Genomic DNA, 15,626 nt, shown 5'->3' with positions numbered 1-15,626 from the left:
GCTACGGTAAGGCGACGCTGACGTGGTTTGAATTTGATTTTCGAAGAGTATGACTAGAAAAAACAAAGGAGAAACCATGTCTCAACTCTATGATATCACTATTGTAGGCGGCGGTCCTGTCGGGCTCTTTGCAGCCTTTTATGCCCACCTACGCCAAGCTAAGGTTCAAATCATCGACTCTCTTCCCCAACTAGGTGGACAACCTGCTATTCTCTATCCTGAAAAGGAAATCCTAGACGTCCCAGGTTTCCCAAATCTGACTGGAGAAGAGTTGACTAACCGTCTAATCGAGCAATTAAATGGCTTTGATACCCCTATTCATCTCAATGAAACGGTTCTTGAGATTGAAAAACAAGAAGAAGGCTTTGTAATTACAACTTCTAAAGGAAGTCACCTGTCTAAAACAGTTATCATCGCTATGGGTGGCGGTGCCTTCAAACCACGTCCGCTGGAACTAGAAGGCGTTGAGGGCTATGAAAATATCCACTACCACGTTTCTAACATCCAGCAATATGCTGGTAAGAAAGTGACGATTCTTGGTGGAGGAGACTCGGCTGTTGATTGGGCTCTAGCTTTTGAAAAAATTGCACCAACTACCCTTGTTCACCGTAGAGATAATTTCCGTGCCTTGGAACACAGTGTCCAAGCCTTACAGGAATCATCTGTGACCATCAAGACACCATTCGTTCCTAGCCAACTCCTTGGAGATGGAAAAACGCTTGATAAGCTGGAAATCACAAAAGTCAAATCTGATGAAACAGAAACGATTGACCTAGACCACCTCTTTGTCAACTATGGTTTCAAATCTTCTGTCGGTAACCTTAAAAACTGGGGTCTGGACCTCAACCGTCATAAGATTATCGTCAACAGCAAGCAAGAATCTAGCCAAGCAGGTATCTATGCTATCGGTGACTGCTGCTACTATGATGGAAAAATTGATCTGATTGCGACAGGTCTAGGGGAAGCACCGACTGCTGTAAACAATGCCATCAACTACATTGACCCAGAGCAAAAAGTACAACCAAAACACTCAACCAGTTTATAAAAAAGAACCACGAGTCACATAGGATTCGTGGTTTTAAAATGAACTACACCTCAAAAGTTAGACAGAAATACATCTAACTTCTGATATGCAGCCCACCTTCTCTTTGCTCTTGTTTGAATAAGAAATTTTTTGAAGAATCATTAGATTATACAAAGTATTCATATCAGCCTTTTAAAGCTATATAAAAACTCTCCAACTATTCTATTATACCATATAAAAAAATAAATAAATAGACTTGTTTTTTTCTTTTTTTGACGTATACTAATAATAGAAAGCGCTTTAAATAAAATAAAAGGAGGTTTTATGAGGAAAGTAAATAAGGACATTTTATTCTTAACTGGAATCATAGTTTTATGTTTTGGTTTTTTATTATTTCACATCAACCCCTATTATGCCGAACCCTATGCGACACTGAAAGAAAGAATAAATTTATTCTTTTGGCAACTATATTGGAGACCTGTAGGAACTCTCAGTATTATTTCGGGTTGCATTATAACTTTCAAAGGATTGAAAAAATAATCTTTTACTCATGAAGAAAGGAAATTTGTTATGATTAAACTGAAACTATTGTTTTTCTCTCTACTATCAAGTCTATTATTCTTAGTCACAACATCTACGGTTTTTGCTGATGTCTATCCTGGTACAAATTATGAAATTGTATCTAATCGTATTGTAAAAGATATCAACACAGGAGAGTTATTGTCATTTTATACGACTGAACTTAGAGACGCCTATTTAGAGTCTAAATCTACGTATCAGACTCGTTCTAATGCAACTGGTGTTGCAGACTATAGAACTAAATACTCTCACTCTTACAAGAAAAGCACCACATCAGGTCCTGTAAGTTCAACTGCCTATGGTGGAAAAGCTGGAGCTACTCTGACTGTAGGTGCAGGTGTTAGCTTTTCTGCTCCGGAGTCTGGAGCTGGACTTAGTTTAAATCACTCAGTCTCCCATAACGTACCACCCTACACTTATGGTTATATTAGACTAAAAGCATCTTACACAGTAAACGTTCGTAAACTAGAAGTTAGATACTTAGGCACCAACAAATGGGTTCCAGCTGGTGAAACCTCTACTATATCGAATGTTAGCGTTTGGAGCGAACTGGTCACTTGGAAATAACTCATTAGAGATTAGATAAAAACTCAATTTCAAGAGAAAATGAAATAAATTTTCTCACAATAAAACGCATAGTATCACGGTTTTCAATATCTGATATTATGCGTTTTTGATTTTAAAGAGCTAAATTTCTTAACTTAATGACATTGCTTTTTGCCTTTCCCCTTCTTTTTCAAAAAGCAAAAATGTCCTATCAAATTGATAGAGCATGTGATATAATAACGATGGCACTAACAATACGCCTTGGAAAAGGAGGTATTACAGATGCTAGAACTTCTCAAAATAGTACTTATCGCAGTCATCGAGAGTATCATCTCATGGCTGGTGACTCGTTGGTTAGACGATCACTTCGACAAGTAATACTCTTCGAAAATCAAATTCAAACCACGTCAGCTTCGCCTTGCCGTACTCAAGTACAGCCTACGGCTAGCTTCCTAGTTTGCTCTTTGATTTTCATTGAGTATAACCTTCCTGGTTAGTGCTATCTAACCCAGAAAAAATCCCCTTGGTATTGCAGTACCGAGGGGATTTCTGTTAGCACTAAAATGCTAGAACCTCTCAATTCCCTTTTATTATCTCACATACTCTATTCAATTGTCAAGAAACAGGTTAATATTTTGTAAACTAGCGACATCAGGCTGTTAGAAAAATGGAATCAACCAATCATACTGATAATTCAAGGGCTTGTTTTATATCTTTATAATTCATCAGCTAATTTATTTATCTTTCTGAGTCTGTGGTTGACACCACTTTTGGTCAGAGGGGTGCTGAGGCTATCTGCTAACTGCTGGATAGAGTAGTCTGGGTGCTGAATACGCAGTTGCGCTACCTCCTGCAAATCCACTGGCAGATTTTCTAAGCCCATGATATCTTTGATTTTACTGATATTGTTGATAGTCTTCATGCTGGCAGAAACTGTCCGAGCGATATTAGCTGTCTCGGCATTATTAGCTCGATTGAGGTCATTACGGGTTTCTCGCAAAATCTTAACCCTCTCAAAATCATCACGCGCCTGCATGGCTCCGATGACTATCAAGAAATCCATAATATCTTCGGCTCGCTGGAGATAGGTCACAGCCCCCTTCTTGCGCTCAAGCACCTTGGCATCCAGTAAAAATTGCTGGAGAAGCGAGGCAATCCCTTGCGCGTGGTCCAGATAAACCGAACTGATTTCCAACTGATACTTGCCTGACTCAGGGTCACGAATGCTTCCATTTGCCAAGAAAGCGCCACAAAGATAAGCACGACCTGCTTCCTCGTCTGATAAAATCTCCTCATCAATACCTGTTTCCAAGCCAAAGAAGGAGTCTGCCAAGTGCAAATCACTTAACAAGTCCTGCACCTTTTCATCTGTAAAAACGGTATAGACACGATTCTTACGAAGATTACTTCTCTGGTGGTGGCGGATTTCTGATTTGATTTCGTAGAAATAGAGAAAGGACTCATAGAGGTGACGAGCCAGCTTGGCATTTTCTGTCACGACAGACAAGGTCAAGCCCGAAGTCGAGAGACCGATGCTACCAGACATCTTGATAATGGCAGATAATTCATGTCGGCTTAGATGGTGCTGACTCAGGATTTCTTCTTTTACTGCTACTGTGAAACTCATTTTCTCACCTGTATAATCCGCATCAACTCATCCACAATTAAATCCCCATCGTGGAAGGCACCCCCATTTTCCAGACGAAGGAAGTTGGATGAAATCACGCGTGGAACTTGCTTACTAAGACCAGCAAAATCATGTTCCACCTGCACCAAGTATTCATCAAAACGGTTGGAATTCATGTATTCCTGAGGCACTTTTTCAATATTCACCAATACAGTGTCGATAAAAGGTCGACCAAGGTGACGATGCAAGACTTCCACGTGATCACTATCTGTAAAGTGTTCTGTCTCCCCACGTTGGGTCATGATATTACAGACATAAGCGATTTCTGCCTTGGTTTCCAAAAGCGCCTGCCCGATTTCCTTAATCACGATATTGGGCAAAATCGAGGTAAAGAGGGAACCAGGTCCGAGGACAATCATGTCACTTTCAAGAATGGTCTGCACTACTCGACGACTGGCCAGAGGTGTATCATCATTGAGGGTATTGGTCACATAGACATGGTCAATCATGCCTGGATGGTCTGCAATATGACTCTCTCCAGCTACTTCTGTCCCATCCTGGAAGACTGCATGCAGGGTCAAAGGATGGTCACTGGAAGGATAAATCTTTCCAGTTGTATGGAAAAATTTGCTCAATAACTGCATGGCATTATAGGTCGAACCCTGCATTTCTGACAGGCCAGCGATGATGAGATTTCCCAATGGATGGCCAGCAAATGCTCCAGCATCTTCAGAAAAGCGATACTGAAAGACCTTCTCATAAAACTTAGGCATATCCGACATTGCCACAAGGACATTGCGAAGATCACCTGGCGGTGTCAACTGCTGCATATTTTTTCGGAGTTCACCTGAAGAACCACCATCATCTGCCACCGTTACGATAGCAGCGATTTCCACATCTTTTTCACGCAGACTTTTAAGAATGACGGGGATCCCAGTCCCTCCACCAATCACCGTTATCTTTGGTTTTCTCATGAACGGTTTACCGTTTCCTTTCTTCGGTCTTTGTCGCGATGCCCTTCATTGACAGGCCAAGTCTTGGATAAGTCCTGCGCCAAGCGTTTAGCAAAGGCCACACTACGGTGTTGTCCACCCGTACAACCCATGGCAATAGTCAAAACAGACTTCCCTTCCTTTTGGTAACTTGGCAAAATCGGCTCAATCAAAGCCAACAAATGTTGATAAAAGTCTTCTGACTCAGGATGATTCATGACATAGTCATAAACTGGTTCATCCACACCCGTTTGGTTTCTCAGTTCTGGAAGATAATATGGATTTGGTAAAAAACGCACATCAAAGACTAAATCTGCATCAATCGGGATTCCATATTTAAAGCCAAAAGACATAACTTCGATACGGAAAGACTGGGCTTGTTCTTGATCTGAAAACTGCTCTGCAATGGTTTTACGCAGCTCACGAGGAGTGAGTTCAGTCGTATCCACCACATTTTGACTCATATTTTTCAAAGGCGCCAAGAGTTCACGTTCCAGCTTGATTCCATCCAAAATCCGACCATCTGCAGCTAGAGGGTGACTCCGTCTGGTTTCCTTATAACGAGCGACCAATTCCTTATCAGCTGCGTCCAAAAAGAGAATTTTAAAATCCAGTTCTTCCTTGTTTTCCAACTCATCCAAAACAGCTTGAATCTCTGAAAAGAAAGAACGGCTACGCATATCCACTACCAAAGCCAACTTATGGTCGTCTTCCTTTGTTTCAACCAACTGCAAAAACTTAGGCAAGAGAGCTGGCGGCATATTATCAATAGTAAAATAACCTAGATCCTCGAAGGACTGAATGACCACGGTTTTCCCTGCACCACTCATCCCTGTCACAATCACTAAGTGAAGTTGTTTCTTTGTCATCTATCTCTCCTTATATCAAAAGAAGTTTGGCAACACCAAACTTCAACTAGCTTATCCAATCTCTGCGATGACTTCGATTTCGACTTTTACATCACGAGGAAGACGAGCTACCTCCACAGCTGAACGAGCTGGAAATTCCTCTTTAAAGGCCGTTTGGTAAACCTCATTAAAAGGAACAAAGTCGTTCATATCACTCAAGAAGCAAGTTGTTTTGACAACATGGTCAAAGTCTGTTCCTGCTTCTGCCAAAATAGCACCGATGTTTTTTAAGACTTGTTCTGTCTGTTCTTGAATCGTTTCTCCAACGATTTCCCCAGTTTCAGGAGAGAGAGGAACTTGACCGCTAGCAAACAAAAGATTGCCAACGATTTTTCCTTGAACATAAGGCCCGATAGCCTTTGGAGCTTTGTCTGTATGAATTGTTTTTGCCATTTTCTTTTCCTCACAATTTTTCTAAGATTGCATCCCAAGCCTCATCCATCCCTGCCTTGCTGACAGATGAAAAGAGGATGAAGTCGTCACTTGGGTCAAAGTTTAATTTCTTTTTGATTGCTGATTCGTGCTTGTTCCATTTACCACGAGGAATCTTGTCCGCCTTGGTCGCAACGATGATAACCGGAATCTCATAATATTTGAGAAATTCGTACATCTGTACATCATCTGCTGACGGGTCATGACGAAGGTCAACTAAACTGACTACCGCACGGAGATTTTCCCGAGTCGTTAGGTACTCCTCAATCATGCGCCCCCACTTTTCACGTTCCTTTTTAGAAACGCGGGCATAGCCATAACCAGGCACATCCACAAAGCGCATCTTGTCATCAATGTTAAAGAAGTTGAGTAACTGGGTTTTACCAGGTTTACCTGATGTACGAGCCAGATTCTTACGGTTCAGCATGGTATTGATAAAGCTAGATTTACCAACATTTGAACGCCCTGCAAGAGCGATTTCTGGTAGTTCGTCCTGCGGATAGTGGGATTTATTAGCCGCACTGAGCAAGATTTCAGCATTGTGTGTATTAAGTTCCATAGTCACCCCTAAGCTGTTTCCAGGATTGGTTTATCCGTTCCATCGACAGCTTCTTTTGTGATGCGAACCAATTTCACATTTTCCTGACTCGGTACTTCAAACATGACATCTAGCATGGTTTCTTCAATAATCGAACGAAGACCACGCGCACCAGTTTTGCGTTCGATGGCTTTATTGGCAATCTCTTGAAGGGCTTCGTCGTCAAATTCCAACTCGACATCATCATAAGAAAGCAAGGTTTGATATTGTTTGACCAAGGCATTTCTTGGCTCTTTCAAAATGCGAACCAAGTCATCAACCGTCAATTGCTCAAGAGCTGCAAAGACAGGCAAGCGTCCAATCAACTCAGGAATAATCCCGAATTTTTGAATATCTTCTGCGATGATTTCTTGCATGTATGAGCTGTTTTCATCAATCGCCTTATTGTTTTGACCAAATCCAATGACTTTTTCACCCAGACGTTGTTTGACGATTTCTTCAATACCATCAAAGGCACCACCCACGATGAAGAGGATATTCTTAGTATCCACTTGAATCATCTCTTGTTGCGGATGTTTGCGTCCACCTTGAGGTGGTACGCTGGCAACAGTTCCCTCGATAATCTTAAGAAGGGCTTGTTGCACCCCTTCACCAGAAACATCACGTGTGATAGACACATTCTCACTCTTTTTGGCAATCTTGTCAATTTCATCCACATAGATAATGCCACGCTCTGCACGTTCAATGTTAAAGTCAGCAGCCTGCAAGAGTTTGAGGAGGATATTTTCCACGTCCTCACCCACATAACCAGCCTCAGTAAGAGCTGTTGCATCTGCAATGGCAAAAGGCACATTCAAGCTCTTGGCCAAGGTCTGGGCCAAGAAAGTTTTTCCTGAACCAGTTGGGCCAATCATCAAGATATTTGATTTCTGCAAATCCACATCCTCTGACTCTTCACGCGTATCGTGGAAATTGATACGTTTGTAGTGGTTGTAAACCGCCACTGCCAAGGCACGCTTGGCACGGTCTTGACCGATTACATAGTGGTTCAAAATATGGAGAAGTTCGATTGGTTTTGGCACCTCAGACAAGTCTGCCAAGACTTCCTCGGCCAACTCCTCACGAATGATTTCCTGGGCTAACTCCACACATTCATTACAGATAAAGGCGTTGTTACCTGCGATTATTTTTTGTACTTCTTCTTGGCTTTTGCCACAAAATGAGCAATAAACCATCATATCATTATTCCTAGTTGTAGGCATGATTTCCTTCCGTTCTATTCTATACTATCATTCTATCTAAAATAAGGTCATGTAAAAGGCATGAACACTATTGACCAAATTGGTAAAGGCATTTAACCAGAGCAGGACAGAAAGTCCATAACGCTTTTTACGAAAAGCCTGTGCTCCAGCAAGCAAACAGACCAAACACAACATGGCTGTGAAAAAACCAAATATACTACGTTCCATTAGACTTCCTTTCTCTTGCGATATTGGATGGTAAAATCATAAGGATTTTTCTCATCTTTGGCGTAGGATTTGCTTGAAACAGTCTCAAAAAGAGACAAATCAAACTCCTCAGGGAAATAGGTATCTCCCTCCACCTGAGCATGAATTTGAGTGACAATCAATTCGTCAAGGTAGGGTTCAAAAGCCTGAAAAATCTGCTTTCCACCAATAATATAGAGATTCTTTTCTTGAGCCTGATACCAGTCCAAGACAGACTGGACATCATAAAAAGTAGTAACCCCGTCTATCTTTTCTTCCGAGTTACGTGTCAAAATCAAGGTCTCTCGTTTTGGAAGCAAGCGACGCCCCATCCCATCAAAGGTCACACGCCCCATCAAGATAGCATGATTCAGGGTTGTTTCTTTAAAGTGTTGCAATTCTGCTGGCAAATGCCAAGGCAGACGATTGTCCTTACCAATCACACCCTCTTCATCCTGGGCCCAAATAGCTACGATTTTCTTAGTCATGCTTCCATCCTTTTTACTGATAGTACTATTTTATCAAAAAACTCAAAAAAAGACTGGTTTGGAATAGCTTATAAGATAGAAAAAATCTGTAAGAAATTTCCTACAGATTTATATATATTACTATGATTTCTTATAAACCAGGTGCTTGTCCAAGTTCGGCGGCAAGCATCCAGATTGTTTTATCAGTTTCAGTTTTAGCGTCTGAGAAGATACCGTTTGTCACATCATCACCCTCTTCATCAGTGACATCCAAACCTTTTTGGAAGAGTTCTGACAAGTAACGGTAGATAGCAAGGACACGTTCCAAGCTTTCTTCAACATTACGGTATTCACCAGCTTCTTCTTCGATTTCACTGTTTTGAAGGAATTCTGTCAAAGTAGAGAATGGGCTTCCCCCAAGTGTGATCAAACGCTCACTGATTTCATCCAATTGACCATCAAGAGCTTCCATGTACTCATCCATTTTTGGATGCCATACAAGGAAACCACGACCACGCATGTACCAGTGTACTTGGTGCAAAGCCACATGAGCTACATACAAATCAGCAACAGCTTGGTTCAAGACTTCCTTTGTTTTTGCCAATGCTACTGGCGCTGCTTTTGTCAATGATGTTACGTCTTTTACTGCTTCTTTTTTCAATTCTACCATTTCTTTTACCTCATTCATTATTATTTGTAACCACTTCTTACTGATTACTATCTTAGTATACTACTAAAGAAAACCAAAAGCAAGCCAAATGACTCACATGAGAAAAGTTGCAATAGACTGATAATTTAAGGATTTTTTAGAATAAAGCACAGTCCCCTTACACCTCTCTTAACTGCGACAAAATAAAGAAAAAGAGGATGCAAATTTCTTGCACACTCCTTTCTCAACTTTATATCTTAATACCAAACGCTGACATCTACACGACCACGAATTCCTTTTAAGTAGTCAGATGAAGTATATTGCCATCCTTTTTCTCCTGAATAATGAGGATTATTCCAATCAAGCGCATCTGTATAGGCTGCAACCCAGTTGACATGTTGTAAAATATCTGGATGATTCAAACGAGTTTGCAAAAGTTGACGATAGCTATAAACATTCACATTTTGATAACCAGCCTGTTTCATTGTTGCCATATACTTGTTGATAATCTTGACCCAGGTTCCAGTATCACTTGGAGCTCTCTTGGTCTTATTGCCATATTCCCAGTTCTCAACATCGTAGTAGATAGGGTAAGACAAGTTCATCTTGTATTTTTTCAAGAGTTCAATGGTTTGATTAGCATCATTCTCAGCATCGGTCTCATTTTCAGCATAAGTATAAAGGTAAACACCGTAAGGAATTCCTAGACGATTTAACTCCTTGACATTATGAGCCAATTCCTTGTCCTCAGTTCCACTATAACCCAAACGAACAATAACTCCATCAACGCCATTATCATCAATGACTTTTTTCCAATCACTGATCCGACCATTGTGCTCACTGACATCGATGACCTTTTTAACTTGATCAGTCCCAACTTGTTCTTCACGATGGTTAAAGAAATAACGTCTGCCATTTCGGTGAACCCAGCCAACATTCAAGTCTTTCTTTTCTTTTAACTCACCTGAGTCAGAAAAAATATAGCGAGCATCATCCATGACTAATTCACCAGTCGCCATAGCACCACTTTCTGTCAAATAGTAGTTACCCTGCCACTCATCTTTAGCCATGTAACCCCACTTCTTGAAATAGTACCACTTTCCGTCTACCTTTTGCCACTCTTGATTTGCATAAGAACCATCGGACTTGAGATAGAAGTAAGATGAATAGGCTGGATCATAAAGCCATTCATTTTGCATCATGGCACCTTGACCATTTAGGAAATAACTTCCCTGCCATTGGCTTTTAGCCATATAGCCCCATTTCTTAAAATAGTACCATTTACCTCCAACAGCGTGCCATTCTTGGTTAGCATAAGAACCATCGGACTTCAGGTAAATCCAATTCTTATAGGCGTTATCATAAACCCATTCATTCTTAGCCATATAGCCACCTGATTTTAGGTAGTAATTGCCCTGCCACTCATTTTGAGCATAACGACCGTCTGACTTAATATAAAACCAAGCCTTATAGTAGTTATCAAAAATCCACTCACTCTTTGCTTTGGAACCATCAGACTTTACATAATAATCCCCCTCCCAGTGGGCAGAAGCATTGGTCTTTACTCCTTCGCTCATTTGAGTTTTATTAGAAGACTGATTTTGCTCTGAACTACTTGAAACTGTCGTTGTATCCTGCGAAGTTTTTGAAGCTTCGGTTTCATTTGCAGCGACATGGCTAGTTGCCAAGCCGAGCAAACAGATACCTGCTAATCCAATTTTTCCAATTTTTGTTTTCAATCTTTCCTCTCCTATAAAAAATGGAACAGACATCTGAATGCTGTTCCACCTAGCTTTTGCTACTGATTATTTTACAAAGTCAAGCAAAGCCAAGAAGCTTTCTGCTTCAAGTGACGCACCACCTACAAGAGCACCGTCAACGTCTGGACAAGCCATGTATGAAGCAACGTTCTCAGGTTTAACAGAACCACCGTATTGAACACGAACTTTGTCTGCAACTTCTTGACCAAAGTCAGCAGCTACAACGTCACGAACCACTTTACACATTTTTTGTGCATCGTCTTGTGAAGCTGATTTACCAGTACCGATAGCCCAGATTGGCTCGTAAGCGATAACTGATGCAGCAACTTGTTCAGCAGTCAATCCAGCCAATGCAGCAGATACTTGAGCACCTACGAATTCAGCAGCTTTACCAGCTTCGTAAGTTTCAAGTGACTCACCACAACAGATGATTGGAAGCATACCGTTTGCAAAGATTGCTTTTGCTTTTTTATTGATATCTTCGTCAGTTTCATGGAAGTAGTCACGGCGTTCTGAGTGACCGATAACAACGTAGTCAGTACCGATTTCTTTCAAAACTTGTGGGCTAGTTTCACCAGTGAAAGCACCTGCATTTTCAAAGTAGCAGTTTTGAGCAGCAACTTTAAGGTTTGAACCTTTAGCAGCAGCAAGAACAGCTGTCAAATCAAGAGCTGGAGCAGCGATACCTGCTTCAACAAGGTCTGATGAAGGAAGTTTTGATGCAACTGCTTCAACAAATGCTTTAGCTTCTTCTGGATTTTTGTTCATTTTCCAGTTACCAGCGATAAATGGTTTACGTGACATTTCACATACCTCTTTTTTCAATTTATTTTCTATTTATTTTATCACAATTAGACACAGCTTGCAAATCTTACTCGGATTTCAAGCCTGCTTACATGGATTAATCCTTCCAGAGATCCATAGCATTTCTAAAATCTGCGGATACCTGTGTCAACTGAGGATTGCTTGCTTCTCTCTCTGCCCGCTTAGCCTCGATTTGAGCCACACTCTTGATACCTTCATGGCGCCAGTTTCTCAAAATCGCCTGAATGTACTTCCAGTTTGCTTTTCCATTCAAAACAGCTTCACGAAGAGCTTCCTTAATCAAGTCAGCACTGGTTCCATCTTCCTTTAGTGTCTTGGTCAAATCCTCAATCTCAAAAGGTGTCAACAAGCGTCCTAATTCCTGCTGGAAGGTTTCCACCAAATCCTTGAGCTGATTTTGAGGTGTCAACTGGTCTGAACTTGAATGAGCGACTCCAAGCAAATCATCCAAACGTTCCAAGGCCAAACTAGCATCAAAAAGCAATTCGATTTCACCATTTAATTCGATAGTACGGTACTGAAGCAGTCCCCTCTCCGTCAAATTAGAGATGGACTGGTTGACATCCGAAATTTCCTTGCCAATCCTTTCAGCAATCTGGCTTGGCGACATTTCTTCTAAGCCTGTCGTATTTTGCAAATAGAAAAATTGCCAGACCAGAAAATCGTCGCTAGAAGGAAAGAGTTCCTTAAAATGCAAGAGCAGGGCACTCGGTAAAACCAAGTTCCCTGATTTAAAAGCGTCTAAATATGTCATAATTCCTCTTATAAATACCCAAATGCAGATGCATCATCTTCTATTTTTCTCCAGTCAAAAGGTGTTTCCTGATAGACTGCATAATTCACCCAGTTACTGAAAAAGAGGGCTGCTGATGAAGACCAACAAAGACAAGGTGTCTGGTTGACATCATCATCCTTAAAGTAATTTTCTGGAATATGTGGATCTAAACCTGCATCACGATCTCGGAAATATTCATTTGCCAAGGTATCACGATCATATTCCAAATGCCCAAAACTATAAATTTCTCGTAAATCACGACTAGCCAAAATCGAAACCCCAACCTGAGGACCCTCTGATAAAATCTCGAGATTGGTTTTGTTTAAGACCTCTTCCTTAGAAATCTCCGTGTGCCGAGAATGAGGGGATACATAGCTATCGTCAAAGCCTCTAAAGAGAAGGTGTCCTTCTTTTAAAGTATCCTGAGGATAGATACCTGATAATTTACTGTCCATCTGGTATTTTTCCACCCCATAACGCAGATAAAGACCAGCCTGAGCTCCCCAACAGATATGAAGGGTCGAATAGACATGGGTCTTAGACCACTCAAGCACCTGGCTGAATTCCTCCCAATAGTCTACTTCCTCAAATGGTAAATGCTCAACTGGAGCACCCGTGATAATCATCCCATCAAAATACTCATCCTTGACTTCAGGAAAGGTTTTATAGAAGGTCTCCATGTGCTCTGAACGAGTTGTTTTAGAACGGTGGCTCTCCATATAGAGAAAATCAATATCCAGTTGTAGGGGTGTATTGGCCAAGTGGCGCAACAACTGGGTCTCTGTGACCATTTTCTGTGGCATGAGATTTAAAATTAAAATCTTCAAAGGGCGGATATCTTGGTGGGCAGCACGTTGATCATCCATGACAAAGATGTTCTCTGTCCGTAAAATCTCAACAGCTGGTAATTTTTTATCAATTCGAATCGGCATAACCCTCTCCTAACTGTATTCTTTCAGGAATAATTGCATATGTTTGAAACTCTTCGAAAATCAAATTCAAACCGCGTCAACGTTGCCTTGCCGTATGTGTAGGATACTGACTACGTCAGTTCCATCTACAACCTCAAAACAGTGTTTTGAGCAACCTGCGGCTAGTTTCCTAGTTTGCTCTTTGATTTTCATTGAGTATGAAACTAAATCTCAAACACTTAGTCCTTTTATTATACTGCAAGAAGATATAGTTTTCAATTATACTTTTTCTCTAACTAGTTATAGTCTATTTTTATATCCTAATGTAGAGAAAACAGCCCTAGGGACTGTTTTTCATTAATAATGCATCAGAACTTTGTAATCGTAGTCACCGATTTTTTCACGACCGTTCAATTCATCCAATTCAACAAGGAAGGCACAACCTGCTACAACACCACCAAGTTTTTCAATCATCTCGATAGTTGCTTTAACAGTTCCACCTGTTGCCAAGAGGTCATCTACGATAAGAACACGTTGACCTGGCTTAATAGCGTCAGCATGCATAGTCAAGGTATCAACACCGTACTCTTTTTCATAGTCAGCAGAAATAACTTCACGTGGCAATTTACCTGGTTTACGAACAGGTGCAAAACCAATTCCCAACTCAAAGGCAACTGGACAGCCCACGATAAATCCACGAGCCTCAGGACCTACAATCATGTCTATTTTCTTGTCAGTAGCGTACTGAACAATTTCACGAACAGCGTAGCTATAAGCATTTCCATCAGCCATCAAAGGACTGATATCACGGAAAGTAATACCTTCCTTCGGATAATTTTCAATTGTTGCAATGTAATCTTTTAAATTCATCTTTTTCTTTCTTTCAAAGTTTTTTACTCTCTATTATAGCATATTTTTTAAGAAAGAAAAAAAGAAAAGTTAACTTCAATGATTATCTAACGATTTGACGATTTATAACTAGCCATAGCAATAAAGCCCAAGTTCTTTTTATTCTTATCAAACATTTTATACATAGTTAAAAACTGCTTTCTATTCTCCTTTTTACAAGCATTTACACAAATTTTCAAGGTCCCTAGCCAACCTTCGTCATAAATCATACCCGATAATTTCATTAATGTCATTTCACCAGTCAATACTTTCACATCACGATAACCTGATTCTATCATCACCTGTTCCCAACCATCTTGAGTTAAAGGACCTACATTTACATGAATTGCTTGTGACAATTCCTGTCTGACAGACTCTTTAGCTTCCTTAAGAAGCACATCATGTGTCAAAAGAAGACCTCCTGGTTTTAAAACCCTTAGATATTCCATTACACATTTTTTCTTAGCTTGATCGGCTTGCATAGTCAGCATAGCTTCATTTATAACAATATCAAAACTAGCATCTTCATAAGGAAGTTTCATTGCATTCGCTCTTTCAAAACTGATTAAATGAGCAACACCTGCCGTTTCAGCAGATTTTTTAGCCACTTCTAAAGCTTGAGCATCCATATCAACAGCAGTTATCTTACAACCAAAACGCTGTGCCAACTCAATTGCTGTAGTTCCCCTATTACACGCAACCTCTAGTATTCTCTTTTCTTTTGAAAACTCTCCTTCTGCAATTAACCAATCTGTGGCACGTTTTCCACCTGGACGTAAGCGTTTTTTCCCCAATTTTGCTAAAAACTTATGACCTGCTTCTGACATTTGGACACCTCTGTTTTTTCTTCATTATAACATAAAATGATATTATCTGACAATTCTAATCTATTATTTGATAAACTAGAATCAAAAGTATACAAACCACCATGACTATAGCATAAATTTATTATTACCTCTCTAGTTCGAATTCAACTTCTCCCATCATTTACACATTCAGGTTACGACTATTTTTGTAGTTTGGAATTGCTCTCATCTTCATCCGCTATACGAACCTCCACCTTTCTGTTCGTAGAGCTATGATTTCTCTATCCCTTCCTCTGCCGATTCTTATTTCCAGCGTCAGACTGAGAATCGCTAAAAGTTTCATTAGTAAGTGGTACCCACAAATAATACTCAATGGAAATCAAAGAGCAAACTAGGAAGCTAGCCGCAGGCA

18 protein-coding genes are annotated in these 15,626 nt (G+C 40.4%); 3 read left to right on the top strand and 15 right to left on the bottom strand.

Annotated elements, in window-relative coordinates; all coding sequences use genetic code 11:
- Window positions 1–76 precede the first annotated feature (76 nt).
- The 3 genes from SMSK597_RS05415 (at window position 77) to SMSK597_RS13535 (ending at window position 2,646) form a co-directional block, all read left to right on the top strand.
- Window positions 77–1,045: an NAD(P)/FAD-dependent oxidoreductase gene (locus SMSK597_RS05415; RefSeq protein WP_000081017.1), complete on the top strand. Its 969-nt coding sequence runs from the start codon at window positions 77–79 to the stop codon at window positions 1,043–1,045.
- Between the two features lie 549 nt (window positions 1,046–1,594).
- Window positions 1,595–2,170: a hypothetical protein gene (locus SMSK597_RS05410; protein ID WP_000593540.1), complete on the top strand. Its 576-nt coding sequence runs from the start codon at window positions 1,595–1,597 to the stop codon at window positions 2,168–2,170.
- A 221-nt stretch (window positions 2,171–2,391) separates the two neighbouring features.
- On the top strand, window positions 2,392–2,646 hold the full coding sequence (locus tag SMSK597_RS13535) for a hypothetical protein (protein ID WP_176602543.1): 255 nt from the start codon (window positions 2,392–2,394) through the stop codon (window positions 2,644–2,646).
- Between the two features lie 218 nt (window positions 2,647–2,864).
- Here the strand turns inward: SMSK597_RS13535 and whiA are convergent, their stop codons facing one another.
- The 15 genes from whiA to SMSK597_RS05335 form a co-directional block, all read right to left on the bottom strand.
- On the bottom strand, window positions 2,865–3,776 hold the full coding sequence (whiA, locus tag SMSK597_RS05405) for a DNA-binding protein WhiA (RefSeq protein ID WP_000011312.1): 912 nt from the start codon (window positions 3,774–3,776) through the stop codon (window positions 2,865–2,867).
- Window positions 3,773–4,750: a YvcK family protein gene (locus SMSK597_RS05400; RefSeq protein ID WP_001231077.1), complete on the bottom strand. Its 978-nt coding sequence runs from the start codon at window positions 4,748–4,750 to the stop codon at window positions 3,773–3,775. The genes whiA and SMSK597_RS05400 overlap by 4 nt, the downstream gene beginning before the upstream one ends.
- Window positions 4,747–5,637 carry an RNase adapter RapZ gene (gene rapZ / locus SMSK597_RS05395; protein WP_000163065.1) on the bottom strand — a complete coding sequence of 297 codons (891 nt, stop codon included), beginning with the start codon at window positions 5,635–5,637 and terminating at the stop codon, window positions 4,747–4,749. Before rapZ ends, SMSK597_RS05400 begins: the two co-directional genes overlap by 4 nt.
- A 51-nt stretch (window positions 5,638–5,688) precedes the next feature.
- Complete coding sequence (locus tag SMSK597_RS05390; RefSeq protein WP_001140420.1) at window positions 5,689–6,069, bottom strand: RidA family protein; 381 nt, start codon at window positions 6,067–6,069, stop codon at window positions 5,689–5,691.
- Window positions 6,070–6,079: 10 nt separating this feature from the next.
- Window positions 6,080–6,667 (bottom strand): ribosome biogenesis GTP-binding protein YihA/YsxC, encoded by a 588-nt coding sequence (yihA, locus tag SMSK597_RS05385; protein ID WP_000422605.1) that lies wholly within the window; start codon window positions 6,665–6,667, stop codon window positions 6,080–6,082.
- 8 nt (window positions 6,668–6,675) lie between these two features.
- The gene (gene clpX, locus SMSK597_RS05380) at window positions 6,676–7,908 is read right to left on the bottom strand and encodes an ATP-dependent Clp protease ATP-binding subunit ClpX (protein ID WP_025169664.1); all 1,233 of its coding nucleotides are present in this window, start codon (window positions 7,906–7,908) and stop codon (window positions 6,676–6,678) included.
- Window positions 7,909–7,944: 36 nt separating this feature from the next.
- Window positions 7,945–8,115: a hypothetical protein gene (locus SMSK597_RS05375; protein WP_000442261.1), complete on the bottom strand. Its 171-nt coding sequence runs from the start codon at window positions 8,113–8,115 to the stop codon at window positions 7,945–7,947.
- On the bottom strand, window positions 8,115–8,621 hold the full coding sequence (locus tag SMSK597_RS05370; RefSeq protein ID WP_000162462.1) for a dihydrofolate reductase: 507 nt from the start codon (window positions 8,619–8,621) through the stop codon (window positions 8,115–8,117). Before SMSK597_RS05370 ends, SMSK597_RS05375 begins: the two co-directional genes overlap by 1 nt.
- 130 nt (window positions 8,622–8,751) lie before the next feature.
- The gene (locus SMSK597_RS05365; RefSeq protein ID WP_004237560.1) at window positions 8,752–9,270 is read right to left on the bottom strand and encodes a Dps family protein; all 519 of its coding nucleotides are present in this window, start codon (window positions 9,268–9,270) and stop codon (window positions 8,752–8,754) included.
- 236 nt (window positions 9,271–9,506) lie between these two features.
- Window positions 9,507–11,021: a choline binding-anchored murein hydrolase LytC gene (gene lytC / locus SMSK597_RS05360; protein WP_004237559.1), complete on the bottom strand. Its 1,515-nt coding sequence runs from the start codon at window positions 11,019–11,021 to the stop codon at window positions 9,507–9,509.
- 33 nt (window positions 11,022–11,054) lie between these two features.
- Window positions 11,055–11,813, bottom strand: coding sequence for a triose-phosphate isomerase (gene tpiA, locus SMSK597_RS05355; protein WP_000087891.1), 759 nt, complete (start codon window positions 11,811–11,813; stop codon window positions 11,055–11,057).
- 97 nt (window positions 11,814–11,910) lie between these two features.
- Window positions 11,911–12,588 carry a DnaD domain-containing protein gene (locus tag SMSK597_RS05350; protein WP_000221596.1) on the bottom strand — a complete coding sequence of 226 codons (678 nt, stop codon included), beginning with the start codon at window positions 12,586–12,588 and terminating at the stop codon, window positions 11,911–11,913.
- An 8-nt stretch (window positions 12,589–12,596) separates the two neighbouring features.
- Window positions 12,597–13,541: a homoserine O-acetyltransferase MetA gene (gene metA, locus SMSK597_RS05345; RefSeq protein ID WP_001122722.1), complete on the bottom strand. Its 945-nt coding sequence runs from the start codon at window positions 13,539–13,541 to the stop codon at window positions 12,597–12,599.
- Between the two features lie 336 nt (window positions 13,542–13,877).
- Window positions 13,878–14,390 (bottom strand): adenine phosphoribosyltransferase, encoded by a 513-nt coding sequence (locus SMSK597_RS05340; protein WP_001049318.1) that lies wholly within the window; start codon window positions 14,388–14,390, stop codon window positions 13,878–13,880.
- A gap of 86 nt (window positions 14,391–14,476) precedes the next feature.
- Window positions 14,477–15,235, bottom strand: a complete 759-nt coding sequence (locus SMSK597_RS05335) for a class I SAM-dependent methyltransferase (protein ID WP_001287219.1) — start codon at window positions 15,233–15,235, stop codon at window positions 14,477–14,479.
- Window positions 15,236–15,626 lie beyond the last annotated feature (391 nt).

It is taken from the genome of Streptococcus mitis SK597 (assembly GCF_000148545.1).
Taxonomy (GTDB): Bacteria; Bacillota; Bacilli; order Lactobacillales; family Streptococcaceae; genus Streptococcus; species Streptococcus mitis_C.
This window is presented reverse-complemented; position numbering and strand designations above follow the sequence as displayed.